Origin of the sequence: Shewanella spartinae, from assembly GCF_019457555.1 — a bacterium.
In the GTDB taxonomy this organism is placed as follows: domain Bacteria; phylum Pseudomonadota; class Gammaproteobacteria; order Enterobacterales; family Shewanellaceae; genus Shewanella; species Shewanella loihica.
In genome coordinates this window covers 3,879,531-3,905,007 of the sequence record NZ_CP080418.1, presented here as the reverse complement: position 1 = coordinate 3,905,007, position 25,477 = coordinate 3,879,531, and the positions used below count along the sequence as shown (strand labels likewise).

General features: G+C 55.9%; 16 protein-coding genes and 2 tRNA genes. 12 read left to right on the top strand and 6 right to left on the bottom strand.

The window, feature by feature from the left end; translation table 11 throughout:
* Window positions 1-109: 109 nt before the first annotated feature.
* Window positions 110-1,339: a peptidase T gene (gene pepT / locus K0I31_RS16845; protein ID WP_220079126.1), complete on the top strand. Its 1,230-nt coding sequence runs from the start codon at window positions 110-112 to the stop codon at window positions 1,337-1,339.
* 7 nt (window positions 1,340-1,346) lie between these two features.
* Here pepT and K0I31_RS16840 read toward each other — a convergent pair whose 3' ends face one another.
* Complete coding sequence (locus K0I31_RS16840) at window positions 1,347-2,987, bottom strand: sensor histidine kinase (protein WP_220079125.1); 1,641 nt, start codon at window positions 2,985-2,987, stop codon at window positions 1,347-1,349.
* A gap of 229 nt (window positions 2,988-3,216) precedes the next feature.
* On the opposite strand from K0I31_RS16840, the gene K0I31_RS16835 reads away from it, so the two are divergent.
* A complete protein-coding gene (locus tag K0I31_RS16835) occupies window positions 3,217-3,828 on the top strand; it encodes a superinfection exclusion B family protein (RefSeq protein WP_220043376.1) in 612 nt (203 codons plus the stop codon).
* 131 nt (window positions 3,829-3,959) lie between these two features.
* On the opposite strand, the gene K0I31_RS16830 is transcribed toward K0I31_RS16835, so the two are convergent.
* Window positions 3,960-4,088, bottom strand: a complete 129-nt coding sequence (locus K0I31_RS16830; protein ID WP_011867043.1) for a DUF3149 domain-containing protein — start codon at window positions 4,086-4,088, stop codon at window positions 3,960-3,962.
* A gap of 312 nt (window positions 4,089-4,400) precedes the next feature.
* Here K0I31_RS16830 and K0I31_RS16825 point away from each other — a divergent pair.
* Together K0I31_RS16825 and K0I31_RS16820 are read left to right on the top strand one after the other, a co-directional pair.
* Window positions 4,401-4,485, top strand: a tRNA-Leu gene (locus K0I31_RS16825).
* Between the two features lie 51 nt (window positions 4,486-4,536).
* Window positions 4,537-4,623 (top strand) — tRNA-Leu (locus tag K0I31_RS16820).
* 397 nt (window positions 4,624-5,020) lie between these two features.
* Here the strand turns inward: K0I31_RS16820 and K0I31_RS16815 are convergent.
* A complete protein-coding gene (locus tag K0I31_RS16815) occupies window positions 5,021-6,862 on the bottom strand; it encodes a TonB-dependent receptor plug domain-containing protein (RefSeq protein WP_258406661.1) in 1,842 nt (613 codons plus the stop codon).
* Between K0I31_RS16815 and K0I31_RS20150 the strand changes: the two genes are divergently transcribed.
* The 8 genes from K0I31_RS20150 to K0I31_RS16780 all read left to right on the top strand — a co-directional run bounded on the left by K0I31_RS20150 (window position 6,789) and on the right by K0I31_RS16780 (window position 21,151).
* Window positions 6,789-7,010 (top strand): hypothetical protein, encoded by a 222-nt coding sequence (locus K0I31_RS20150; RefSeq protein WP_258406666.1) that lies wholly within the window; start codon window positions 6,789-6,791, stop codon window positions 7,008-7,010. The genes K0I31_RS16815 and K0I31_RS20150 overlap by 74 nt on opposite strands.
* Before the next feature lie 109 nt (window positions 7,011-7,119).
* Window positions 7,120-7,743 (top strand): response regulator transcription factor, encoded by a 624-nt coding sequence (locus tag K0I31_RS16810; protein WP_220043370.1) that lies wholly within the window; start codon window positions 7,120-7,122, stop codon window positions 7,741-7,743.
* Between the two features lie 408 nt (window positions 7,744-8,151).
* Window positions 8,152-12,759 carry a Calx-beta domain-containing protein gene (locus K0I31_RS16805; protein ID WP_220079123.1) on the top strand — a complete coding sequence of 1,536 codons (4,608 nt, stop codon included), beginning with the start codon at window positions 8,152-8,154 and terminating at the stop codon, window positions 12,757-12,759.
* 69 nt (window positions 12,760-12,828) lie between these two features.
* On the top strand, window positions 12,829-13,449 hold the full coding sequence (locus tag K0I31_RS16800) for a hypothetical protein (protein WP_220079122.1): 621 nt from the start codon (window positions 12,829-12,831) through the stop codon (window positions 13,447-13,449).
* A gap of 182 nt (window positions 13,450-13,631) precedes the next feature.
* Complete coding sequence (locus tag K0I31_RS16795; protein WP_220079121.1) at window positions 13,632-18,170, top strand: Calx-beta domain-containing protein; 4,539 nt, start codon at window positions 13,632-13,634, stop codon at window positions 18,168-18,170.
* Window positions 18,171-18,223: 53 nt separating this feature from the next.
* On the top strand, window positions 18,224-18,649 hold the full coding sequence (locus K0I31_RS16790) for a hypothetical protein (RefSeq protein WP_220079120.1): 426 nt from the start codon (window positions 18,224-18,226) through the stop codon (window positions 18,647-18,649).
* A 235-nt stretch (window positions 18,650-18,884) separates the two neighbouring features.
* Window positions 18,885-20,303: a sensor histidine kinase gene (locus K0I31_RS16785; RefSeq protein ID WP_220079119.1), complete on the top strand. Its 1,419-nt coding sequence runs from the start codon at window positions 18,885-18,887 to the stop codon at window positions 20,301-20,303.
* Entirely contained in the window at window positions 20,300-21,151 is an 852-nt protein-coding gene (locus tag K0I31_RS16780) for a LamG domain-containing protein (RefSeq protein WP_220079118.1), read from the top strand. Before K0I31_RS16785 ends, K0I31_RS16780 begins: the two co-directional genes overlap by 4 nt.
* A 219-nt stretch (window positions 21,152-21,370) precedes the next feature.
* On the opposite strand, the gene K0I31_RS16775 is transcribed toward K0I31_RS16780, so the two are convergent.
* The 3 genes from K0I31_RS16775 to K0I31_RS16765 form a co-directional block, all read right to left on the bottom strand.
* Window positions 21,371-22,141 carry a Crp/Fnr family transcriptional regulator gene (locus K0I31_RS16775; protein ID WP_220079117.1) on the bottom strand — a complete coding sequence of 257 codons (771 nt, stop codon included), beginning with the start codon at window positions 22,139-22,141 and terminating at the stop codon, window positions 21,371-21,373.
* A 411-nt stretch (window positions 22,142-22,552) separates the two neighbouring features.
* Window positions 22,553-23,653 carry a site-2 protease family protein gene (locus K0I31_RS16770; protein ID WP_220079116.1) on the bottom strand — a complete coding sequence of 367 codons (1,101 nt, stop codon included), beginning with the start codon at window positions 23,651-23,653 and terminating at the stop codon, window positions 22,553-22,555.
* Between the two features lie 115 nt (window positions 23,654-23,768).
* Entirely contained in the window at window positions 23,769-25,439 is a 1,671-nt protein-coding gene (locus K0I31_RS16765; RefSeq protein ID WP_220079115.1) for a flagellar assembly protein A, read from the bottom strand.
* Between the last annotated feature and the right edge of the window lie 38 nt (window positions 25,440-25,477).

The following is a 25,477-nucleotide window of genomic DNA, read 5'->3' as shown; positions in this document are numbered from 1 at the left end:
ATATCGCCTGCTGGCCTGAGGCGTAAATCACCAAAAACTTGATTTAAGTCTAAAGTCACCCTTTGGTCACTTGTTAGACTCAGTCGACATTTTTTGCTGGTGATTGATTATGAAACAGGCCCTGTTAAATCGATTCTTACGCTATGTGCAATTTGATACTCAGTCTGACGGACGTCAAAGCTGCTGTCCCAGTACCCAGGGACAGATGGCGCTGGCGGATCAACTCAGAGAGGAGCTGATCAAGTTAGGCTTCAGCCAGGTGGCGCTTTCCTCTGCTGGCTATCTGACGGCCCTGGTGCCAGCGACAGTTGAAGGGGTTCCGCCCATCGGCTTTATCGCCCACCTGGACACGGCGCCCGACTTTAGCGGCGCCAATGTTCGTCCTCAGCTGATCGAGAACTATGATGGCGGCGATATCCCCCTCGGCGCGCAGTATAGACTCTCTCCCGAGGAGTTTCCCGAGTTAGATCACTACCTGGGGCAGACGCTGATCACCACAGATGGCAGCAGCCTGCTGGGCGCCGACGACAAAGCGGGGATCGCCGAGATCATCACAGCGCTATCGACTCTTCTTCAAGATCCCGACAGTCGCCATGGCGATATCTATCTCTGTTTCACGCCGGATGAAGAGATAGGGCGCGGCGCCGATAAGTTTGATTTCGACGCCTTCAAGGCCGAGTGGGCCTACACGGTAGATGGCGGCGAGCTAGGCGGGCTGGAGTTCGAAAACTTCAACGGCGCCACGGCCGTGGTGACCGCCAAGGGCAACAACTGCCATCCGGGCTCGGCCTATGGCGTCATGGTCAACGCCCAGACCATGGCGGCGCGCTTTCATGCCAAGATGCCTCTCGGCGATACCCCGGAGAACAGTCTGGACTACGCCGGCTTCTTCCATCTGATTGAGATGAAGGGGGTGACCGAAGAGGCGCAGCTCACCTATCTGATCCGCGACTTTGATCTGGACCAGTTTGAGCAGCGCAAGCGTTGGCTCACCGAGCGGGTAGAGGCCTGCGATGCCCAGCTGCAGCAGGGCTCATTAAGCGTCAGCATCACAGACAGCTACTACAACATGCGCGATCAGCTGATCCCCCATCCCCATATCGTCGAGATCGCCAAGCAGGCGATGACTGACCTTGGCATCACTCCCAAGATCAAACCTATCCGCGGCGGCACCGATGGCAGTCGTCTCTCCTATATGGGGCTGCCTTGTCCTAATCTGTTTACCGGTGGCCATAACTTCCATGGCAAGCATGAATTTATCTGTCTGGAATCTATGGTGAAGGCGACCGAGGTGATCATGGAGATCTGCCACCTGACGGCCAAGCAGCTGAAAGCTTGATTAGCGCTTAAAAGCCTGATGGGTTGGAGAGGTTGAGCTCGACGGCCTGATTGTCCAGTACCTCCACCGGGAAGCTCACCTCGAAACAGGCCCCGCCCAGCTCGCCGTCGTCGCGATAGCGAATATTGCCCTGGAGCAGGGTGACGGCGTTGAAGGCGGCGGAGAGGCCCAGGCCGGTGCCGCCCTCTGAGCGCGTGGTGGTATAGAAGGGCTCGAAGATATGGCCGATGGCCTCGCTGTCGATCCCCGGTCCATCGTCCTGAATACAGATCTTGAGCATTCCCGCATCCACCTCGGCATCTATCCTGATCTTTCCTTGGCTGCGGCCCTTGAAGCCGTGGGCATAGGCGTTGGAGAAGAGGTTAGTGACTATCTGCTTAAACAGGCTCAGGTTGGTGAGTATGTTGAGGTCGGGATCGACCCGATATTCCACCTCGGCCAGCTTGTCGCCGTAGATGAAGCGCATCGACTCGTGGTGCTCTTCGAGCCCCTGTTTGAGATTGATGCTGCGCTTATCCTCCAGGCTCTGCTCGGCCGCTATGGTCTTGAACTTTTGGATCAGGCTGCTGGCACGGGTGATGTTGCTGATGATCAGCTCACAGCTCTGCTGGTACTCTTCCAGGATGGCGTTGATCTCCTCCAGGGTCGCGTTCTCGCTGTGGATCAGCTTGATCAGCTCTTCGATATGGATCAGCTGAGTGCTGGCGGCGGTGAGACAGATGCCTATGGGGGTGTTGATCTCGTGGGCCACGCCAGAGACCAGGCCGCCGAGGGCCGCCATCTTCTCCTGCTCGACCAATACCTGCTGTGCCCGCTTGAGCACCAAGAGGGACTGCTCCAGCTCCTGGGTGCGTTCCTTCACCTGGCGGGCCAGCTCATCCTTGTAGCTACGTTCCAGTTCCAGCAGACGCTCGCGATCCGCCAGGGCTTCCTGTAGCTCAAGCTTGGAGGCCTTGATGTCGTCGAAGGAGCGCCTGAGTTGCTGCTGCATCTTATTTATCGCCTCGGCAACCAGCCAGAACTCGTCATTCTTATGACTGTCCTTGACGAACACCAGGGGCTCGAACTCGCCTTCCAGGTTGATGTTTTGGCTGTAGTCGCTGAGCTTATGCAGGTGGCGGGTTACCAGATACCAGACCAGGAAGAGGATGAAGCCGGCGACGATGAAGGTCTTGATGGCGTTGGAGAGCAGTATGACGATGGCGCGGTCCAGCAGTTTCTCATACACCACCCTAAGGTCTGCCTGCACCAGCAGGGTACCCACGTCGATATTCTCGTTGCCCGAGCTGTAGACCAACTTAAAGCTGCGCTCTATGGTGTTCTCCGGCGTGGCCGTGCCCGCCTGCCAGTGTTGACCGCTGTCGTCGTCTATCTCTATATAGGTGATGTCCGGCAGCTGGATCAGGCCATCTATCTGGGTGTTGATCAGCCGCTCGTCGATCACCCAGATGCTGGCCGCTAGCACGTCGAGATTGACCTTCTCTATGCTGTCGAATTGGCGGGTGATACGGTTGACGTCGCTACGATAGTCGTTGATCAGCTGAAAGCCAGTGGTGAGCAGGGTGATCAAGGAACTAAAGAGGATGATCGACAGGGTGAGCTTTCTGCCGATGGGACTCTTGAGTAGCTGCGCTGTGTGGTTTGCCATTTATGGGTTCGCTTATCCTAAGCACCATAAGAACGGCCGACGATTGACGCTTGGTGCAGTGTCCAGATCACATAGCTTTAAGCATAGCCTGATTATTATCTTCTGCTCGTGCAAAGGGATAAAAATGTCGCCAAGATGATGTTTGTAAAGTCTTTATGTGGCGCTGCGTGTTGGCATTTTACTTGCAGTTACTCTGCTTACTGCAGGTTTTTTGACACTAGGTATCAAGATGGAAAAAGTAAATCTGATGCTGTTTAAACAGACGAGTCCCAAGCAAGTGATCTTTAATTTGATGTTGTGGCTGACCCTGATCAGCGCCGCCTTACTCTTTGCACCCACCTCCTTGATGCAGGCCCTGAGGTTAGAGCTGCTGGTCAACCAATATGCCCACTTCATCGGCCTAGGGCTGATTGTCGGTGCCGCCTATCTGCTGACCCAGGTGACCAACTATTTTCTCGACGAGGCGATCAAGCACCTCAAGGGCAAGCGCACCAAGGAGACGATTGAGAAGAAGGTGAGGCTGCTGGATCCCACTGAGCGCGCCCTGCTGCGGGAATTCTTCCTGCAAGGGGAGACGGTACTGACCCTGCCGGAAAATGAGGCCGCGGTGCAGAGCCTGCTGCAGGCCAACATCTTGCAGTATCTGGGCAACAAGCAGCAGTACGCCATACACGGGCCGACGGCAGACTTTAAGATCGCCATGGAGGCGAGATCCCATCTAAACCGCCAGGTGTTGCGTCTGCCACAGGGCGAGCCTAATCAAGAGCAGCTACAGCTGCTGATCAAGGCCAGACCCCACTTTATTCACAGTGTGGTGCCGAGCCGCAAGCACGCCGCCTAATCTCGTTTTGGGGATTTGGTAAGAACTGTGTAGGAAGTTTGGTGTGAAAACACCGAGCGCTAGATAAAAAAGTGGGGGCATAAGCCCCCATTTGCATTAGAAATATGATTTTCTGGACTTCTAAGTCCTATCTATTCTGGTTTCGACTTCGAGATAAACAACCACATGATGTATGACATTATGCCAATGGTGGTGAAGATCACTATCATAGATAGCAGGCCAATGGGGTTACCAAACATTAAATCTAACCAAAATGCCATGTGAGAAATCCTCTTTCGCAGCTGTTTATATCGTTGTCTGAAGCTAAATTAGCGCGAATGGATATGAGAAATGCTGATCTCGATCAATGAATGCTGTCAATTTGATAGCGCCCCATCATCGTTTTGCTGAATTTTGTGAGCCTGGTGGCAAATTTATCCCCTGCGAACAGGGCGATTGTGATGAGTTTTAACCGCTTAGGATGAAAAATCGGCAGTCGGTAATAAAGGTGTCGCAAAAGGCTTGCCATTAGTAAAAGCAAAGGTATAATTCCGTTCACTTACTCGAGACAGAGAGTAAGGTCTGATTGATGAGCCGGAGTGGTGGAATTGGTAGACACGACGGATTCAAAATCCGTTTCCTTCGGGAGTGACGGTTCAAGTCCGTCCTTCGGTACCATTATCAGTTGCTCTCCTAGAGAGAATAGCGGTAAGATCAGACAGACAAGATGCAGATGTGGTGGAATTGGTAGACACGCTAGCTTCAGGTGCTAGTGGCTTAACGGCCGTGCGAGTTCAAGTCTCGCCATCTGTACCAACTTGTTGATGCAAATCCTCTCTAGAAGAGATAAGAACCTGCTTAATAGCAGGTTTTTTTATGTCTGAAATTTGTCCTTTTTTGAAATCTCGGCAGCCGCCATTGCTCTGTAGTTTTTTTTACCCCGCTTGCAGCCTCTGCACTCGCCACAATCTATGCTCGCACCGTAGGCACCCCATCTTACTATTTTGCGCCTTGCGTGAATCAGCCTTTACCGTAAGGAATAGGGGGCGTAGGCCTGATTAGACAATGTTCTAGTGCTGAGGGGAACTGATGGGTCCTGAGGGGGAAGTAACCAGGACTAAAAAAAGAAGCATCCATGCTTTGTGGGAGTATAGCTAAGGTTAAAAGAGGTGGGTGCCCGTCTCTTGACGCCGACCTCAGGGGTTAACTCTGCTTACTGAAATTGATAGCTCAGGGTAATGCCAAATTGTCTGCCCCGAGCCAGGGTCGCCAACTCGTCGCTGCTATAGAAGTAGCTCTCGTTGGTGAGGTTTTCGCTCCACACCTTGGCCGACAGGTTCGGCGTGATCTGATAGCGCATGGCAGCCTCGACCAGGTTGGCGGCATCGCGGGTCAGCTCGCCGGAGGCGGGCTCCTTCACCGGCGCCAGGTAGCGATAGCCTGTGCTGAAACTAAAGTCAGACCATCTGTATTCCATGTTGACGCCAAGTTCGTTGCGACCGGCATCGGCCAGGCGATCACCCTCGTCGCTGACGGCGTCTATCCACTGGCCCGTGCTGCCTAGGGTAAACTGCTCGCTAGGGCGCCAGTCGATGCGATATTCCAGCCCCTTGATGCTGCCGCTGTCGACGTTGCGATAGCTGAGCGTCTCCTCGGCGATGCTGACGCGCTCGATATAGTCGCTGACGCGGGAGTAGTAGGCCGCCAGCTGCCAGGCGAAGTCGCCATAGACATCGGTCAGGGTCAGCTCGGCCGTGGTGGATTTTTCTGGCACCAGGTCGCTGTTGGCCACTATGGTGCCGCGCCCCGTGCTGCCGCTGTAGTAGTGTTCGGTCAGTGAAGGGAAGCGGTAGGCGTTGCCCAGGTTAATCTTCCACTCCTGCTGCTCGCCGCGGGTATAGACGGCGCCGATAAATCCGGTGACGGCGGTATCTGAGTGATCCTCTGCCCCCTCGCCGGACTGTTGATAACGCGCCGCGCGCATGCCCGCCACCAGTTGCCAGTTATCCAGTTGAGTGCTGGCGTCGGCAAACAGGGCGTATTCATCCTGGCTGGCATCGATATTCTGCTGCAGGCTGGTGCTGTCATTTTTCAGCGAGCGCTCGAACTCCGAGGCCTTAACGCCGCGACGGGCGATATAGTCGGCGCCCCAGCGGCCATTGAAGTCACCGCCTTGCCACTCCTTGACCCAGTGACCACCAAGATCCAGCGACGCGTTACTGACGGTGTTGACCCGCTTTGCCGGGCGTATGGTCTCAGTCTCCAGGCTTTGATCGTGGGCGAACAGGCTCAGGCTCCAGTCGTGGGGGCGTGTCAGGCGCCATTGCAGCAGGTGGTGCTGCTCGTCTGGGTAGGAGACGATCTTCTTGTTGGGATAGTCCTTGCTGGACTTACCTATGTCGTCGCCATTGCTGTAGAGGTAGAAGGTGTCGCTCTCCAGGCCATTGTCGAATGCCCAGTGGTGATCGATCAGCGCAGATTGCTGATCGAAATGCTCATAAAGGGTGTTGCCCTGCACATCTTCGCTATTGCCGGCGTGTTGTCTCGACAGCGCCACCGACCACTGCTCGTTACCGGCTTCCAGGGTCTGCTGATCATACTTGGCATCGGTCAGGGTCAGGCTGGCCGCCACATTGTGGGAGTGCTTGGGGTTGAGCTGCACCAGACCACCTAGGGCGCCAGAGCCATAGTATGTGGAGGAGGGCCCCTTGATCACATTGACCGACTCGAGAAATTGCGGCGGTATAAATGAAGCTGTCGTTCCGGCCCGGCGTTCTGTGTAGAGCGGAATGTCACCGATAAAGGTTGGCACTCGCCAACGGGACATCCCCCTGAGTCCGACGGTTTGAAAAAGCCCTCCCTGGCCGACAAAACTAATTCCGGGAACGGAATGCAACAAACGTGCTAGGTTAGTCGGGGTCGAATCGCTGTCGTCCGGATTAAGGGTATTGACGTTCGCCGTCGTGACAACAGGACTCTGAGTGGCATTCCTGTTGCCATTGATGGTGATACGTTCAATCGACTGCGCGGCCAACCCCGATGAAGAGGTCAACACGAGGAGCGATGTGAGTATCGATGAAGTGATTCTGTTCAAAGATAAAGACATGCGGCTTACTCCAGTGTGCTTAGGGGCATACCTTAGCAAGGCGCTGGCCCGGCAAACTGACAAAGATCAGTTGGCCAAAACTATTTTTCCTAGGTAAGTAAAAGGGCCTGAGGAACGGGGCGATGGATGAGCGGGAAAATTAGATTGAATTCACCCAGTTCGATGCAATACCCTAGATAGATAACAAAACGAGACCCTATGAGCCGATGGCGCAACAAATAGAGCAAACCGTATACATTGTCGATAACGACGAGGCGATCCGCGAGGCGATGGCCTTCCTGATGGAGTCCGTCGGCCTGCCCTGCAAGCTGTACTGCTCGGCGCAGGAGTTTCTCGACGACTATTCGCCGCAGATGAGCGGCTGTCTGGTGCTGGACGTGCGCATGCCCAAGATGAGCGGCATGGAGCTGCAGCAGAAGTTAAACGAGCGTCAAGTATCCCTACCTATCATCTTCATCAGCGGCCACGGCGATGTGCCCATGGCGGTCAAGGCGATGCGTCAGGGCGCCTTCGACTTCATCCCTAAACCGTTTCGCGATCAGGAGCTGCTGGATCGCATCAATCTGGCGCTGGAGCAGGAGGCGCAGCTGCGTCTGGTGCATCAGCAGCTGAGTCAGATCAAAGAGCGCCTGGCGACTCTTACCGGGCGTGAGCGGGAGATCCTCGACAATATCGTCATGGGTAAATCCAATAAGCTTATCGCCATCGAGCTTGAGCTGAGTCAGCGCACCGTGGAGATCCACCGCGCCCGGGTGATGGAGAAGATGGCCTGTGACTCCCTGGCCGAGCTGGTGCACGACATCACGTTGATAAAGTCTGCAGACGCCTGACCTAGGGCGTCCGTTTCACCACACATTCATTCGCTAACTGTCTTGGCTTTCTAGCTAAGACAGTCTTCGTTACATCGAATTCTTAATCCCAATCTCCATTTCATTCTTCTGTTTCAATCTTCTATCTCGATCTTCTAGCTCAATTTTTTGCCTGCTCGGTCAGCCGCGAGTTCGAGCCAATCGGCTCTGGCTACGGCGTTTCTGCATGCCGAGCCGAGTGAGCCGGCGCTTTTTTTCGCCAAACTGATCTTTGTCAGTTGGTTATTTATTTCTGCCTGTAGTGTGAAACAGCTTGTGTATACGAACCAACCACACTCAAACGACAAAAATTCGCATCGATGCTAAGTGGGTAACACGGACTTAAGGTGCAATTTTGGTAGTAATAAAATAACTAGGAGGCTTTTGACTATGTTCAAAAAGTCAACATTATACAACAGCCTGTGTCTCGGCTTTGTCAGCCTGATGGCGGTGAATCACGCCCAGGCTGCTGCGTCAGCACCTGTGGTTAGTAAGTCTGTTAATAACGTCACTATCCCTGCGTTGCGCGATATTGCGCTCAACTTGAGCAAAGATACCAAGGCACGTCTTGTGCGCGGTAAGATGGATTCGGCGTCCGGTGAAACCACCCGTAAGACCAGCGAAATCATCCAAAACTTCGAACTTCCCTTCGTTGGTGGCATGGGTAAGAGCGCCTCTGGCCTGAGTAAATCCAGTAAGACGATGGGCGTCTTGGCCCTGGACGCAGCCGATCCCGTGCAGCGTGACTTCCTCGGCGACAGCATGCCATCGCCGCTGATGAGCTTCGACGGTATCGACAATATCAACCGTGTTGCCCCGCCCGATACCACAGGCGATGTCGGCCCGAATCACTATGTGCAGATGGTTAACGTCTCTTTCGCCATCTGGGACAAGCAGGGCAATCAGCTGATCCCGCCAACGCCGACCAATGCGATTTGGAAGAGCCTGGGGGGCATCTGTGCCCAAAACAACGACGGTGACCCTATCGTGCTCTACGATCCCCTGGCGGATCGCTGGATGATGAGCCAGTTCGCCATCAACCAGTCTGACTACCACGAGTGTGTCGCCGTGTCTAAGACGCCGGATCCTACTGGTGAATGGCACCTGTATGACTTTAAGATCAGCGACATCAAGATGAACGACTACCCGCACTTCGGTGTGTGGCCAGACGGTTACTATATGTCGGTGAACCAATTCTACCTCGATGGTCGTGAAGACCAGTGGGGCGGCGCCGGCGCCGTGGTGTTTGAGCGTGAGAAGATGCTGCGCGGCGAACCAGCCCGCATGGTCTACTTCGACGATCCTGCACCAGAGCTGGGCGGTATGCTACCGGCCGACCTCGATGGTCTGACGCCGCCACCCGAAGGCGCGCCAAACTACTTCGTGCAACCTATCGATGACAGCCAGGGGCCTGCCACCGATGAGCTGCATATCTGGGCCTTCAAGACAGATTGGCAAAACCCAGAGCAGTCTACCTTCGAGCAGATCGCCATGTTGCCGGTGACCGGCATGGAGTTCAGTGGCTGTAAGGGCGGCTGTATTCCTCAGCCTGACGTGAGCAGCGAAGACTATCTGGACCGTATTCCTTATCGTCTCATGTTCCGTCTCGCCTATCGTAACTTTGGCGATCACGAAGCCATGGTGCTCAACCACACAGTGTTTACCGGTGACGCCGATACCAATCGCTGGAGCCCACGCTGGTACGAGATCCGCAACCCAAGCACCACGCCGACGGTTCACCAGCAGAGCAGCTACGCGCCTGACGGCGATACCCGCTGGATGGGCAGTGTCGCCATGGACGCCGTGGGCAACATCGCCCTGGGTTACACAGTCTCTGGCCCTAACACCTATCCGTCGGTACGTTATACCGGCCGTCTGGCATCGGATCCCCTAAATACCATGCCACAGGGTGAAAACGAGCTGGTAGCCGGTGGCAGTTCACAACGCGGCGCCAACGGTCGCTGGGGTGACTACAGCACCATGAGCGTGGATCCTGTGGACGATTGTACCTTCTGGTATACCCAGGAATACTATGGCGACTTGAACGCCGGCGACATCGACTGGATGACTCGCATCGGCTCCTTCAAGTTCCCTAACTGTACTACGGGTCCTCAGGGGACCCTGGTCGGCACAGTGACCGGCGTCGAAGGCAAGCCACTGGCCAACGCCATGGTGAAAGCCGGCGCTGTAACTGCCTTTACCGACGAGAATGGCCACTATGAAGTGACCATGCCTGTCGGCAGCTATGACGTGAGCGTTCGCGCCTACGGCTACCAAGAAGCCAAGCACGCGGATCTCGCGATCGCCGAAGATAGCGAGCAGACGCTGAGCGATTCACTGTCGCCGCTACCTCTGGTCACCCTAACCGGTAAGGTAGTGGATAACAGTGGTCACGGCTGGCCATTGGCGGCCAAGTTGGCCCTTGCTGGCGAACTGGCACCAAACCTTGAGTTGATGAACGACCCTGCAACCGGCGAGTTCAGCGTCGAGGTGTATCAGGGCTGGGGCTATAAGATCACCGCATCTACGGCTCTGAACGGCTACAACGAGAAGTCATTAGACTTCGTGGCGAGCGATACTCAGATCGCCAACGGCGTCACCTTAGCGCTGGATGTAAACAACAGCGTCTGTAGCGCTCCGGGTTACAAGGCCTACGGTATTGTCGAAGACTTCGACGGCGAAACCTTTCCACCTGCGGGCTGGACAGTGGTTAATGATGCAACTGGTGATGATATCGAGTGGCGTACTAATACCGCTTGGGATCGCCCTAACTTTACCGGTGGTAGCGGCAAGTCGGCGGCAGTAGATAACGACCGTTACGGCTGGGGTAAGTATGACACTAGCCTGGTTTCGCCAAGCATTCAGGTCAGTGCCCTGGAAGATAGCACCGCGCTGCAGTTCAAGTTGGACTTCGTCGGCGGCATCTTCGGCGGCTCTATGGTTGACCTGGATATCAGTGTCGATGGTGGTGCCTGGAAGACGCTACTGAGCTATCCAGATACGACTCGTGAGCGTCTGGTGGACTACGACCTGGCCGGTGAAGTGGCCGGTGCGACCGAGTTCCGCCTGCGTTGGCACTATCACCACATCTATGGCGATACCAAGCAGTGGGATAACTGGGCTCAGGTGGACGATATCTCTATCGCCCGCGGTTGTAGCTCGGTAGAGGGTGGCCTGGTGGCCGGTACCATTACCGACTTCAACACTCAGCTGCCTGTGGCTAACGTCGAGATCGTCGACGGTCTGGGCAACAAGGCGGTGAGCGATCATCAGGGTCAGTATGTGATCTTCTCGGCCGAGGGTGAACAGCAGATTAACCTGCATCAGGCCGGCTACGCTGACATCAATGAAAATGTCAGCGTGACTGCCGATGACGTGACTGCCAAGGACTTTAGCGTCAAGGCGGGTCGTCTCAGCTCTGAAACTGAAACCATCGAGCTGGCGGTGACCAGTGGTCGCAACCTGAGCGAAACCTTTGAGATCCAAAACTCGGGCAGCAACGATCTGACCTTCAAGCTAGGCGAGATCAACGCGCCGCTGGCCGCGCCTGTCGAAGGGCCTAAGCTGGCTATCGGTGGTCGTAAGTTTGGACCTAAGAACCTGTGGGATCTGACGACACGTAAGATCCGCGTGCCTTACATTCTGCCACAAGCGGATCTCGAAGAGAGCCAGGTGGTACAGAGCTGGGCGGTCGATCTGGTGGCCTCTAACGGCGTGGTCTTCGACCAGTCAACGGGCGATCTCTGGATCAACAACCTGGGTGTGTTTGGTGGTGACGATAAGGTCTATCGCTTCAAGCAAGATGGTACCAAGACAGAAGACAAGATCGATCTGCATCCGCTGATGACTACCCGTGGTGCCCACGCCGGTATGACCTACAACAGCCGCACCGGCAAGTTGTGGCAGATCATGGTGGGCGGTGAGCGTTGTATCTACGAGCTGGATCCGGTTGAGAAGCAGGCCACTGGCAAGCGTCTCTGTCCTGATGTGACTACCTCGCAGCGTGGCTTGGCCTATGACGCGGTGAACGACCAGTTCTTCTCGGGTTCATTCATCGACGGCCTGATCCATCGCTTTAGCAGCGACGGTACTCTGCTTGAGTCGACCGATGTGGGTCTGCCTATCGCAGGCTTAGCCTTCAATCCAACATCACAGCACCTGTTTGTGGCGACCAACAGCTTCAAGCCTATGGATATCGATATCTACATCCTGGATGTGGCTAACGATTACCAGGTGATCGGCGGTTACGCTATCGACGGCCGCGCCGACGGTGGTGGCTCGGGTCTGACTATCGACTGTCAGGGCCACCTGTGGGCACTGGATATCGAGGCGCAGCAGCTGTTTGAGGTTGACTCTGGCGAGACCGGCGTGTGTGACTTCCAGGATGTGAACTGGTTGTCGCTTACCCCTAACGTCGGTGACCTGAGCGTCGCGGGTAACCAGCAGGTGACCCTGGATGTGGACGCCGCCAACATGGCGCCGGGCGAGTATGAGGTTCAGGTGCTGCTCAACAGCAACAGCCCATACAAGATGCAGTCTATTCCGGTGAAACTGACCGTGAATGAACGTGTCCCTGGTGTACTTGGCTTTGCCGTGACTCACTATGAGGCTAACGAGGCCGATGGCACCGTGACCCTGACGGTTTCACGTCAAGGTGGCAGCGACAACGCCTTGACTCTGGAGTACCGCACTCTGGATGCAACGGCCAAGGCGGGCGAAGACTTCGAAGCCGCCTGGGGCGTCATCAAGTGGGACGACATGGATATGGCCGACAAGACCATCAGCATCAAGCTGCTAAGCGATGATGTCGAGGAGTCTATGGAGTCCTTCAGCGTCGCCCTGTCACAGCCTACGGGTGGTGCGACCCTGAACTCGGCTACCATTGCCACGGTTGAGCTGGAAGACAAGAAGTCCAGCGGCGGTAGCTTAGGCCCAGTCCTGCTTCTGCTACTGGGTGTCGGTTCACTATTTAGCCGTCGCCAAGCGCGTCGTTCATAAGTGTGATTAAGCCAGCGCGAAGCCTCGCGCTGGCTTTTTACCTTTAGCATCCACATTGGAGAATTCGATATGTCACGTTTCCTCTCTGCTTTTACCATCTCTGTCGCCCTGCTGGTGAGCGGCGCCCAGGCCGAAACTCAAACGGTAGGCTGGCGCGATCTGGCTCATGCCCGTGAGGTGGCGAGCGATCCCTATCATCAACTCAATCAAGATCAATCACAGCTGATGCTGGATTTCATGGCCATCTCGGCCCATTTCACCAAGGCGCAGCGCGACAACTACCTGCCGGTGCTTAACCCCCTATCGCCGCTAAATGAGGTGGATTTCAGTCAGGGCAGCTATCCCTACGCCGAGCAGCTGAACGCCTATCTGGCGCAGGCGAGCGAGGTCAACGCCAAGCTGGACGTCGCCATCGAAGCCGAGCAAGACCCGGCCAAACTGGCCCAGGTGATTCAGGCGACCAATAAGTCTCTGGACGCCATGGCGGCGCTGTCACCGCGTCTCGAGCAGTTCAAGCATGGCAGCGACAAGTATCTGGACAAGAAAGAGCGTATCAAGCAGCCCAAGTATGCCGCCGCCTTCACCGTGGGCAGCACGTTGGTTGATGCCGTGCCTGCCTATCAGGCTCAGCAGCAGGCGTTACTGGCCAAGGCCAAGCAGCTTAAGGCGCAGTTAGCGCACAATCTTTGAGCCCAACTGATCTTTGTCAGTTGGCCGCGCGCAATAACGGGTAGTTTGTATCACTGGTATACACACAAGCATCGAATAACGGCAAATCACGTCAACTTTAGCGGCGACTTTAGATAAGAGTGTGTCTTAGGGCGCCCAATGACGACGTGAGCCAAGGTAAACCTATAATAAGGAGACTTTTGATGGGTATCAAAAAGTCAACATGGCAAGGCTGCAGCTCTGTGGGGCTAGCGGGATTATTGGCGACGGTCAGCGCCTTTTCTTGTGCAGCCAGCTCTCCGGTCGTCGGGGAGTCATTGAACCAAGCGTCGTCGACACCTTTGGTGAAACTCGCCAACAAGATGCTGGTGAGTAATAAACTAAAATTCCAACCGACAGCTCAGACCAAGCTGGCCAAACCTAGCATCTCGGCGTCGAACCAGGCGCTGATGGAAGCCCAATACCAGGAGCAGTTGGCCTCGGCCGTGGCACTGGAACAGTACAGTGACACCGCGGTGCAAGCCGAGCCTGGCACGGGCGCCATGCCGGCCCCCGAGCTGAACTTCGATGGCCTGACCCGTAGCGGTTTCGATGAGGCGCCAATGCCTGATGCGGCGGGCGATGTCGGCCGCGACCACTATGTTCAGGTGGTTAACATGGCGTTTGCCGTGTGGGACAAAGAGGGTAACCTGCTGGTTGACCGCACCCCGATGACAGAGTTCTGGAAGCGTCTTGGCGGTGTCTGTGGCGACCCTAATGCCAACCCGGCTCCCGCTAAACCTTGGGAGAGCCCGACCACTGAGCGTGAGCCTATCGTGCTTTACGATCAGCTCGCCGACCGCTGGGTCGTGACCCAAAATGCCTATGTCTCTGGTAAAGAGAGCCGTCAGTGTTTCGCCGTCTCTAAGACCAGCGATCCTACCGGCGACTGGCATCTGTATGAATTTGAATTAAACGGCGACAAGTGGCACAACGGTGCCCAGCTCGGCGTATGGAGCGACGGTTACTATCTGTCGGCCAATCAACACAACAAGAGCGACAACAGCAAAGCCGGCACCGCCGCCGTGGTGTTTGAGCGTGACAAGATGCTCTACGGCGTACCCGCACGTTCTATCTATTTCGATGCGCCGCTGACAGCTAACCTGCTGCCGGTGGATCTCGACGGTAAGCGCGCCCCTGCCGCCGGTACCCCTAACTACTTCCTCAGCCTGCAGGACGACAAGGTCCATGGCAGCGCCCAGGATGAGATCCAGGTATGGGCCTTCAAGGCCGACTGGAACAACCCGCAGAACAGTCAGTTCAGCCAGGTTGCCGCGCTGGCGACCGAGCCATTTGATATCAATGAGGCCTGTGGCAATACCTGTATCGAGCAGGATTCCTGGGGCGGCGATTCTTACAACGCCCTGAAAGCCTACCAGGATAAGCTGATGTACCGCGCCGCCTTCAGACAGTTTGGCGATCACCAGAGCCTGGTGGTTAACCATACGGTTGACGTGGGCGAGCAACACTTCGGCGTACGTTGGTATGAGATCCGCAACCTGGGTGCAGGTGCCGAGATCTTCCAGCAGGGCAGCTATGCCCCTGATGTTAACCACCGCTGGCTGGCGAGTATGGCGATGGATGCCTCGGGCAACATAGGTATGGGTTTTGCCATCTCGGGTGAAGAGATGCTGCCTTCTGTACGCTATACCGGTCGCCTGAATGGCGATCCATTGGGTCAGATCTCATTGGCTGAGCAGGTGCTGGTGGACGCCGAGGCGGCCCAGGTGAACTCATTCGATGGTCACTATGGTAAGCGCAGCATGATGACAATCGATCCGACGGACGATTGTAGCTTCTGGTATACCCAGGAATATGGCGCCGACCATGACTTCGAGTCTATGTGGGCTACCCGTATCGGCAAGTTCAGTTTCCCTAACTGTGTGGCCGATCCTACCGGAATGCTTCACGGTGTGGTGACCGACAGTGTCACCGGCCTGCCACTGGCGAACGCCGAAGTGGTTGCCGGCCCTTACAGCACCGTGGCCGATGAGGAAGGTAAGTATCAGCTGCAACTACCTGTGGGTGATTATCAGGTGTCGGCCCGTGCCTACGGCCATACCAAGGCGAGTCAGGGCAGTGTCTCTGTGGCCAAGGATGCCGATCTTGAGCGCAACGTGGTCTTGACCGAGATGCCTCAGGTAACGATTTCGGGCAAGATCAGCGATGGTTCCGGTCATGGCTGGGGCGTACCCGGTGCGATCAGCCAAAACGGTGAGCTGATCCCGACTACGCCTATTGCTACCGATGCGATCGATGGCAGCTTCAGCGTCGTAGGCTACGAAGGCTGGCCAGTGGCGATCACCGCCCGTGCACCTGGCTATCAGCCAGAGACCATGGATCTGGTGCCAGGCAGCGATGGCGTGAGTGGTCTCGCCTTTAACCTGGCGGTAGACAAGCAGGTCTGTAGCGCCCTGGGTTATCGCAAAATAGATACCAATACCGCATCGCTGGTGAACTTCGAATCGCCAGACTTCCCGCCTCAGGGCTGGACAGTGGTCGATGCCGCGGGTACTGGTATTGTCTGGAAGACCAACGAGCAGTGGGAACGTCCTAACAACACCACGGGTCAGGGGCTTGCGGCCTCGATCGACAGTGATAAGGGCGGCCGTAAGGCATACGACTCATCACTGTTAACGCCTATCATGTCGGTCGCCGAGCTGGGCGGCTTCACCACGGTGCGTTTCAAGGAGGGCTTCCGCCCATCCGGCGACTCGGCCCTGGACATGGACATCAGCGTCGATGGCGGCGAGTGGCAGACCCTGCACTCGGCCAATGCCAGCGAACAAGGCACTGTGGTTAACGTCGATATCGGCGAAGCCTTGGTGGGCGGCAGCAACTTCCGTCTGCGTTGGCGCTACCATAATGCCAACGAATTCGCCTGGGACTGGTGGGCGCAGATCGACGACGTCGAGTTTGGACTGGGCTGCTCCATGGAGCAGGGTGGTCTGGCTGTGGGTAACATCACAGATGCCAACACCCAAGAGGCGATCGCACAGGCCAAGGTATGGCTAGGCGATACTCAGGTAGCAACCAACACCGAAGGGCAATATCGACTGTTTGAAAGCGCTGGTAATCAGGTGATCTCGGCAACTCAGAGTGGCTATGGCGTGAGCAACAGCCAGCTGACGGTTACCGACAACAAGATTGCCGTACAGCACCTGAGCCTCAAGGCGGGTATGCTGGAAGTGGATAAGCCAGAGCTTGCGGCAACCGTGCGTAGCGGTAAGCAGAGCGAGCTGAGCCTGACGGTGAAGAACGTGGGTAGTCGAGGAGTGAATTACCGACTGGGTGAATTGGCCGCGACCGTTGAGGGCGAGCTGGAAAACCCTGTGCTGGAAGCTGAGCTTGGCTTTGGCGAGTCTATCGAGAAGTCCAGCCTGGGACTGGCGGTACCTTACAGCGCGACTATCGACCGTAACACCGGTGACCTCTGGGTTAACAACGTTAAGTTGTTTGGTGGCGACAACAAGCTGTATCGCTACAGCGCCGAGGGTAAGCTGATAGGTGAAGTGATCGACTTCAGCGCCATGCTACCAGAAAACGCTCTGGTGACCGATCTGGCCTTCAACAGCCGCACCGGCATGTTGTGGCAGGCGGCGCTGTTTGCCGACAACTGTATCCATGAGATCGATCCTAATAAGCTGATGGTGACAGGTAAGCGAATCTGTCCTGGCGTGGGTGGCATCTCTGGTCTGGCCTATGATCCTGTGTCGGGTGACTTCATCGCTGGTGTCTCTAACAAGATGAGCATTAGTTACTTCAACGAAGATGGCGAAGTACATCTGACCAAGGACGTCGGCATTGCACCTGCGGGTCTGGCCTACAACTCGGCTACGGGTCACCTGTTTATCAGTACCAATGGTCCTGCAGATCCTGGTTCTGAGAAGGTGGATCAGGCGCTGGATATCTACACTGTGGATAGCCATGACGACTTCCGCATGATCGGCGCGCTCGATGTCCCTGGCATGAGCAACTATGGTCAGACGGGTCTGGATATCGACTGTGACGGCAACCTGCGTCTGGTCGATATCGAAGGCAGCAAGATGTTCACCGTCTCCTCTGGCGAGACCGGCGTGTGCGACCATAAAGATGTGACCTGGCTTGACGTGTCTCACACCAGCGGTCAGCTGAATGTGGCCGGTGAGCAAGAGGTGACCTTCGATGTCGATACCAGCGACCTGGAGCCAGGCGTGCATCAGGTACAGCTGTTGCTGCAAAGCGATACTCCATATGGTACTCAGGCGATTCCGTTGTCACTGACGGTAGAAGCCAAGGTGCCGGGCGCCGTGGGCTTTAAGGCCACAAGCTATGAGGTGAACGAGGCCGATGGCAGCGTGACCCTGATGGTTGAGCGTTTCGGTGGTGTTGATGGTGAGGTGAGCGTTAACTACCGCGCCGTCGATGGCACTGCCACTGCCGGTGAAGACTTCACCCTGGCGGAAGGCACGCTGACCTGGGCCGACCAAGACGCTGCGGCCAAGGAGATAGTGGTTGCCATCAGCGCGGACGACAAGGAGGAGGCGACTGAGTCCTTCAGCCTGGTCCTGTCGAGCGATGATGAGCAAGTTGCCGTCTCAGACAACAGCATTGCCAACGTCAACATTGTCGATAACACCAGCTCGTCGAAAGGGGGCGCGGGTCTACAGCTACTGCTGGGTGCCTTGCTCGCCTTCGGATGGCGCAGAAGAGTGAATCGTTAAACGATAAAAGGTGCCTTCGGGCACCTTTTTTACCTGTAGAGAGGTAACAGACAATGAGTAATCACAATCTGGCAATCATCTTACTGACACTCCCCCTGCTAGGAGGCGCGATGGCCTGCGAACCCAATAGCGATGCCGAGAAGGCCAAGAACAAGCCTAAGGTGCAGCAGAGTGCGGCCCAGAGCAGCTCGCAAGCGGTCAGCGACATGGTGCCCGCCAATAATGACAACAAGCCCGCCGACAAGTCAAAAGGGGATCGCACCGTGCCTAACCACAGGCTGCCGTTCGAGCAACAGCTTGACGAGCAGGCCGATAAGAGCAAGAGCGGAAAAGAAGCACAAGCCCAGCCAGGACAAGAAAGCGTTCCCTGCCAGGCGGAACCCACAGAGCAGACAAATCAGAGTACACCTCAGGCAAAGAATGAAAAGCTAAAACCGGGTGAATCTAAGCCCGAGTGCGATAACCCGCGACAAGAATAAGCTCATGCAAAAAGAGGATGCCTGATAAGAGATAGTTAGGGCAGTTTGATTAAGCCTTGTGGCAAGAGCGAGGCCCTGTGCCTATGGCCAATGGGCGCTGGCGGCGATGCTGGAGAAGTGTGCCCCAATATGACACTATGGGAAGTGATCACAGATTATGATAAGCAAATTCAATTTGGGCGCATTTACCGGTAGAACCGCTAAGCGGTTAATCTTATACATTATTTTATTCAGTGTGCTGATCACTATCCTGTCGTCGGCGCTGCAGCTCTATGTGGAATATCAAGACGAGGTGGTCCAGATTGAGCAGCAGATCGAGCAGGTGCAAAATTCCCACCTCGACGGCATCGCCCACTACCTGGAGCAGAATAATCCCGCTCAGCTACAGCTGCTGATCGACGGCCTGGTCAAGTTGCCGGATATCGAGCGCATCAGCATCATCGCCCGGGACCGTGTGTTACAGCGCACCGGCGAGGTGATGTCCGATAGGGTGATAGATACCAAGTTCCTGCTCTATCCCACAAAAAGTGTAGACGCCAAGGAGCCGCTGGGCACACTGCATCTGGTGGCAGGGCTAGATCCCCTCTATGAGCGCCTCAAACAGAAGATCTGGTTTATCCTGATCGCCACCGCGGTGAAGACCTTTCTGATCGCCGCCTTTATCCTGCTGCTGTTCCAGTACCTGGTGACCCGCCATCTGAATAAGATCAGCCAGTACGCCCACACCTTAACCCTTAACGGCCACGCGCCGGCCCTGACCCTGGACAGAATGCCCGCGCGCCTAGGTGAGGTGGATGAGTTAGATACTGTGGTGACGGCGCTCAACGAGATGCAGACCAGGCTGGCGCAGGAGCTAAGGCTTAGGGAGGAGGCGGAGTTTGACAGCCGCAGCAGCCGTGAGCAGCTGGCCCACATGGACAGGGTCACCAGCATGGAGGAGATCGCCAGCAGTATCGCCCACGAGATCAACCAGCCGCTGACGGCCATCGCCACCTATGCCCAGGCCGCACTGCGCAGTAACAAGGGGGATGAGCGTGTGCCTGAGGCGCTGATCAAGGCGCTGGAGAAGATCACCGAACAGGCGCTGCGGGCCGGCGAGGTGATCCGCACTATACGTCAGTTCATCAGCAAGCAGGCCAGCAGTCGCAGCGAGATTGGGGTCAAGGCGCTGCTGACCAGCACCAGCCATCTGCTGGAGACACTTGAGTCGCAATATAAGGTCAGCCTGGTGCAAGGGCTCGCCGACGAGCGGCTCACGGTTATCGGCGATCTGGTGCAGCTACAGCAGGTGCTGTTTAACCTGCTGCGTAACGCCATGGAGGCCAGCCCACCCGAGAGCATTATCGAGATCTGGGTCGAGGTGTGTGGCGATAAGGTAAGCATACGCATTCGCGATCGCGGTTGCGGTATAGACGCCGAGGCGGCCAAGGAGATCTTTACCCCCTTCTTTACCACTAAGCAGGAGGGGATGGGCATGGGTCTGGCCATCTGTAAGACCATCATCGATGCCCACAACGGCGAATTGCTCTTTAGTATCAACGAGTTTGGCGGCTGCGACTTTACCATGCTGCTGCCCCAGGGGGAGAAGCTCACTGCTGAGTCTGAATCACAATCGGAAAATAAGCCGCAGAGCGAACAGGGGCCGGTATCATGAAGCATGCGCCTCTGATCAAACTCGCCGGCGCCCTGTCTCTGATCCTTATCGGCTTCATTGGCATCACCCTGTGGCAGCATGAGCCGCTGGATTCGGGGGTCGGTAAGGGGGAGCCTCTGCTCAAGGTGGTAGAGGTCAATATCTATGGCCACTCATCCTTGATGTCTTTCGAGGAGCAAAATCAAGAAGTTATCGATACCTTCAGATCCGTGTGGACAGGCACTCTGGTGGGCGGCAAGCGGGTCCGCGGCATCAAGGGGCAGGGGATAGACTTCTCTGCCAATGAGCAGGCCAATGAGCAGGCTTATGTGGCGTTCGACATCTGTTGCAAGAGCGATGAGATGAAACGGGCCAGGGGGCGGGAGATCACCTTCGATTTTGGCGGCATCAGCATGGGGATGTGGATTAAACCTTTAGCGATCAACGAGCAGGATATCTACCCTCTGCTCGGTGGCTGGTATGGCGATGTGCAGAGCAACAAGTTAAGGATCAATCAGGGGCATCTTGAGCTTTTGATCTATGACGCATCAGGCTTCTCCCCCGAGGTAGCGGTGCGCTCCCGCACTGTGCTCAGCAACGATCGCTGGTACCACATCGCCCTGGTACACGACGGTCATCAGGCCAACCTCTATATCGACGGTGAGCTGGATGCCAGCGATACCCTGGATCGCAAGGTAGGCTCTATCATGAATGACTTCTTTATCGGCGGGATCCCCAGGGGCTATCCCAACTTCGGTCAGGCGCGTTTCCCCGGGATCATCGATGAGTTTGTGATGTCTGAGCGGATCTTCTCCGCCAAGGATGTCAGAGCTATCTATGGCCTAGTGCCGAAAGGCACTTTAAATTAGCGCCGAAAGGCGTTTTAAATTAGCCTCGAAAGGCACTTTAAATTAGCCCCGAAAGACGCTTTAAATTAGCGCCGAAAGGTGCTTTTAATTAGCCGCGAAAGGAACTTTAAATTAGCGCCGAAAGGCGTTTTAAATTAGCCCCGAAAGGCAATTTAAATTAACTAAAATGAAGCACCAAATGGCACCCAGATGGGTGCCTTCGTTTTTGATGAATGATTGCTAGTAGCAATCTCCGCCCGCCGCCAGCTGCAGCTGGGGAAGATCGTTGATCACGATATGCTTACGGTTGACCGACAGCAGCCCCTGCTTCTGCAGGCGGGTAAACTCGCGGCAGACGGTCTCCGAGGCAACCCCCAACAGGTTGGCGATATCCACCCGGCTCATGGGCAGGGTGATCTGGGTCGCCGTTAGGCGGTTGGCGATGTTGAGGATCAGCGAGGCGATCGCCGCCTTGACCTGCTTGAGCTGGATCAGTCTCAGGCTCTGATCCGCCTGCATCTCCTGGCTGAGTAACTTGAGCATCAGCTGCTGCACTATCGGCTCCATGGCGGATTGTTGCAGCAACTTGGCGAAGGGGATCTCATACAGGCTCGAAGATTCCAGCGCCACCACAGAGTAGAAGTGTTTGTGGTTACCCAGGCCGCCGGCGCCTATGACGTCGCCCTCCATATAGAAGCCAGTCACTATCTCCTCGCCTTCCGGGGTCAGGCGATAGCTCTTGAGGGCGCCCTTCTTGACCACAAACAGCGAGTCAAACTGGTCCTGTTGGCGCAGCAGATATTGCTCCGCCTTGAGGTGGCGAAAACGCTTGGTGACGCTGGTGAGTTGCTGCAGCAAACTGCTTGAACATCCACTTTCGGCAATGCTGAGTACATCGGAGAATGGGCTTGAGGTGCCGGGTTCAGCCAGTAACGCAGCGCCGAACATCTGTTTTTCAACCGGGCTGAAATTACCCTGCTGTGTTCTACCTGTCGATATGGACTTAATCATGTTGCACCTCAAAAAACCATCTGTTTTTAAATAAAATTTTATCTGTTTGCTCTTGGTCATCCTCTGATGATGTATCGATTGTAACGTTATTGTAACTTTTAAAAATATCCGCAAATGTCCCTAGACAGGGATCGGAAAATACCTATATTTGCTGTTTTTTTGACTGAAAATGGTCAATTAACGGCTAGTTTTTGGTTGTTTATTTATCTGTTTTATTTGAATAAATATTTTTGTTGTCGGCTTGGCGATGAGTTGGCGAAAAAATTTACCTTTTGTTCACCTTGTTTGGGCTGGGTCTGTTGAGGGAGAAGGGCCGGTTTTTTGAGGAAGGCTGCTTTTTTAGGAGGGCTGCTTCGAGGAGCCCCGCCCTCAGAGAGGGCGAGGCGATAGAGGGGGAGTTTCTTAGATGACCTAGCTCTGAAGTATCTTGAGCGGCAGCCCAAGCATGTCATCGCCGCTATCGGCCAGGTACCAGATGATGGCGACCAGGGCGCCGACGGTCAGCAGATACCAGATGGTAGAGAAGATCTGCCCGTATCTGTCCAGCGGCAGCAGATGGCTCTGGTGACGGCTCTTCCACTCGAAGACGATCTCCAGGCTACCGATCAGCAGCAGGAAACCCAGCAGCGCCAGCCCCAGGCTATAGCTGATGAAGACGCCGATGGCGGCGCCGGCCACACAGGCGACAAGCCCCATCAGGCTGTTCATGGAGAAGCTGATGCTCTTTAGGATGTGACCGCCGTCCAGCGGCAATATGGGCAGCAGGTTGAAAAGGTTCAGCAGGGCGTTGAAGGCGGCAAGCCCGGCAAACAGCGGGTTGTCCGTGATCCAGTAGGCGACCAGGGCCGCTATCGACATCAAGAGGCCGAAGGTGGGCCCCATGATGGAGATCACTACATCCTGCCAGCGGGTGTTGATCTTCTCATCGCTGAGCGCAAGACCTCCCATGAAGGGGATGAGGTAGATCCCCTTGGTCTTCATGCCGAAATATTTCATGGCGCGAATATGGCCGTACTCGTGGAACATGAGGCAGGCGATCAGCGCCAGGGCAAACTGGAAGGAGAAGAGCCAGGAGTAGGCGGCCACGCTGGCACCGGCCAGCACCACCTTGATCACCTTGGCGCTCTTGAGCAGCTTAAAGCCTAAGGAGGCCAGGCCCACCAGGCTCAGCTTCTGTGGTGCCTTAACTGGGGTGACCGGTGTCTGGCGCTCGATATCCTTGGCGTTGCGGCTGCCTTCGCTCAGTACGGCGTCTTCGCTCAGCAGGCGATAGTTGAGCGTGAAGGGTTGCCAGATGAGATCTACCTCCAGGGTGAGGGGGATCTTCTGCACTGTCTCTTGCTGCGGGTCGTGGCGGCTTAACTCAAACTCGTGGTTTCTCAGCCCTTGGTTCTCGGCACTGGCCTCCTTGACCGACACCAGCTGATTGTCCCAGAAGAGTTGTTGCCAGCCGGCCAGCGAGCCTTCGAGGCGCAACTCTTTGCCTAAACAGTCTATTCTCAGTAGTTCCACATTTTTTCCGTTATCCGTTACCGCTATCTGGCGGGGATTATGCCTGTAAAGCCATGGCAAAGAAAAGAGGCCCGACAATTTTGCCGGGCCTCGTTAGTCGTCTAATCAATTGAGATCACTTACGATTGCTATAGTCGAAGCTGATCTCCTGGCCTTCGTTGACCACTATGCAGGGGCCGTGTTCGCGCTGGGTGCGGTTAAAGGCCGGGCCGATATGCAGCTCGACGTTGGCGAAGATATGCTTGCAGGCCTCGATGCGGTACTCCTGATAATAGTTTTCCACTTCCTGCTTGATGGCGTTGAACTCCTGCTCCTCCCGGGACCACTCCTCGGTGATGCGGCGCTTCTCCTCCAGCATCCCTTTGACCTGCTCGACCATGAGGGCGTCGTCCTGCCATTCCGCCTTGGGGGGCAGCTTGTTGAGGCTGGCCTCGATATTGAGCTTGGCCACCACCATGTGTTTGATCCCGTGATCCAGCTGCTTGAGCTCCTCTTTCAGCTCGCCGCACTTCATGGCGCAGAACACCTCGGTGCGGGTACCGGCCGTGGCACCTATGATCACCGCCTTTACTCCCTTATCGGCCTGGGCCACGCCGCCCACTAGGTCGCCGCGGCGGCCGTTGGCGTCACTGACGATCAGTTTCCCCGCCGTCTGGGTGTGGCTGTGTAGCAGCTGCTTGGTGACCAGGATGTCGCCCTCGGCCTGCAGCTCAGAGTATTGTACGAACTGGGCGGAGATCTGCCCCTTGGCAGACAGCTTGGTAGAGAGTTGATCTTCCTTGAGCTGGCGGCCGATCACCCCCTTGCTGACCGTGATGTCACCGTCGGCGATCAGCTGGGCCGAGTCGACGAAGCCCATTACGGTAATATCACCAGTGGACTTGACCACCATGCCTTCATGCACGTCGCCCGTAACCAGGACACTGCCCTTGAAGTCGACGTTGCCGTAGCCGATATCCACATCCTTAATCTGCAGCACGTCATCGACCTGCATGCCCGTCTTGGTCTCTACCGGCTGGCCGGCGACCGTGGCGACCAGCACATTAGGGTCGGACTCCAGTAGCTCGGCGCCCGTGCCCGCGGTGAGTTTAAGATCTTTGCCTGCGATCGGCAGTAGCGGCTCACCCTGAACGTTGTAGCCCTTAGTGCCTTCGGTGGCGGGGATCTTAACCATCAATTTGTCGTTGGGTTTGACCATGATGATCTCGCCCAGGTTGCGCATGTCCACCGTGCCGTCGGCGCGCTCCTGGGGCTGCAGCAGACGCTCCCTCGCCAGCGGCACCTTACGCTCGACGATGGCGTTGGTGCCATTGATGGCGGGCTTGCCGTGGGCGAAAACCTCGCTGCAACTCTCGCCTGGGGCCAGGGTCGGCAGCTTGGCCAGCAGAGCCTCGATCTTGACCTTGCTCAGCCCCATGCTTATCTGCTCGGCCTTGAGGGCCCTTAAGATATCTTGCAGTGTCAGTGACTTGCCCCCCCAGGGGGCGGTGAGCGTCATCTCGGCGCTCATCTTGTCGTCGCTGAGGGTGATGGCTATCTCGGCGTCGCGGCGCTCGGCGATCTCGAAGAAGAGTTCATACTGACCATCGTCTTGGCCAATCACCTTGTTGACCTGGGCGACGGCATTTTCGATAACATTCTTACGGGGGAAAAGCTGGCAAAATTCGGGGAGGGTGAGCAGTTCGAGAATGGCATCCACCGTCAGTGGGCCATGGGTATTGGGAATGACTTTTAATTCGGCTAAGTTTCCGTCACTACTCAGTTCTATCAGTCCAGGATCCAGCATAGAGATTTCCGCAGGTTAATTATTATTTTAGTTAGTAT

Coding starts and splice junctions, on each gene's coding strand:
- pepT (WP_220079126.1), top strand. CDS start 110: ATGAAACAGGCCCTGTTAAATCGATTCTTACGCTATGTGCAATTTGAT.
- K0I31_RS16840 (WP_220079125.1), bottom strand. CDS start 2,987: ATGGCAAACCACACAGCGCAGCTACTCAAGAGTCCCATCGGCAGAAAG.
- K0I31_RS16835 (WP_220043376.1), top strand. CDS start 3,217: ATGGAAAAAGTAAATCTGATGCTGTTTAAACAGACGAGTCCCAAGCAA.
- K0I31_RS16830 (WP_011867043.1), bottom strand. CDS start 4,088: ATGGCATTTTGGTTAGATTTAATGTTTGGTAACCCCATTGGCCTGCTA.
- K0I31_RS16810 (WP_220043370.1), top strand. CDS start 7,120: ATGGCGCAACAAATAGAGCAAACCGTATACATTGTCGATAACGACGAG.
- K0I31_RS16805 (WP_220079123.1), top strand. CDS start 8,152: ATGTTCAAAAAGTCAACATTATACAACAGCCTGTGTCTCGGCTTTGTC.
- K0I31_RS16800 (WP_220079122.1), top strand. CDS start 12,829: ATGTCACGTTTCCTCTCTGCTTTTACCATCTCTGTCGCCCTGCTGGTG.
- K0I31_RS16795 (WP_220079121.1), top strand. CDS start 13,632: ATGGGTATCAAAAAGTCAACATGGCAAGGCTGCAGCTCTGTGGGGCTA.
- K0I31_RS16790 (WP_220079120.1), top strand. CDS start 18,224: ATGAGTAATCACAATCTGGCAATCATCTTACTGACACTCCCCCTGCTA.
- K0I31_RS16780 (WP_220079118.1), top strand. CDS start 20,300: ATGAAGCATGCGCCTCTGATCAAACTCGCCGGCGCCCTGTCTCTGATC.
- K0I31_RS16775 (WP_220079117.1), bottom strand. CDS start 22,141: ATGATTAAGTCCATATCGACAGGTAGAACACAGCAGGGTAATTTCAGC.
- K0I31_RS16765 (WP_220079115.1), bottom strand. CDS start 25,439: ATGCTGGATCCTGGACTGATAGAACTGAGTAGTGACGGAAACTTAGCC.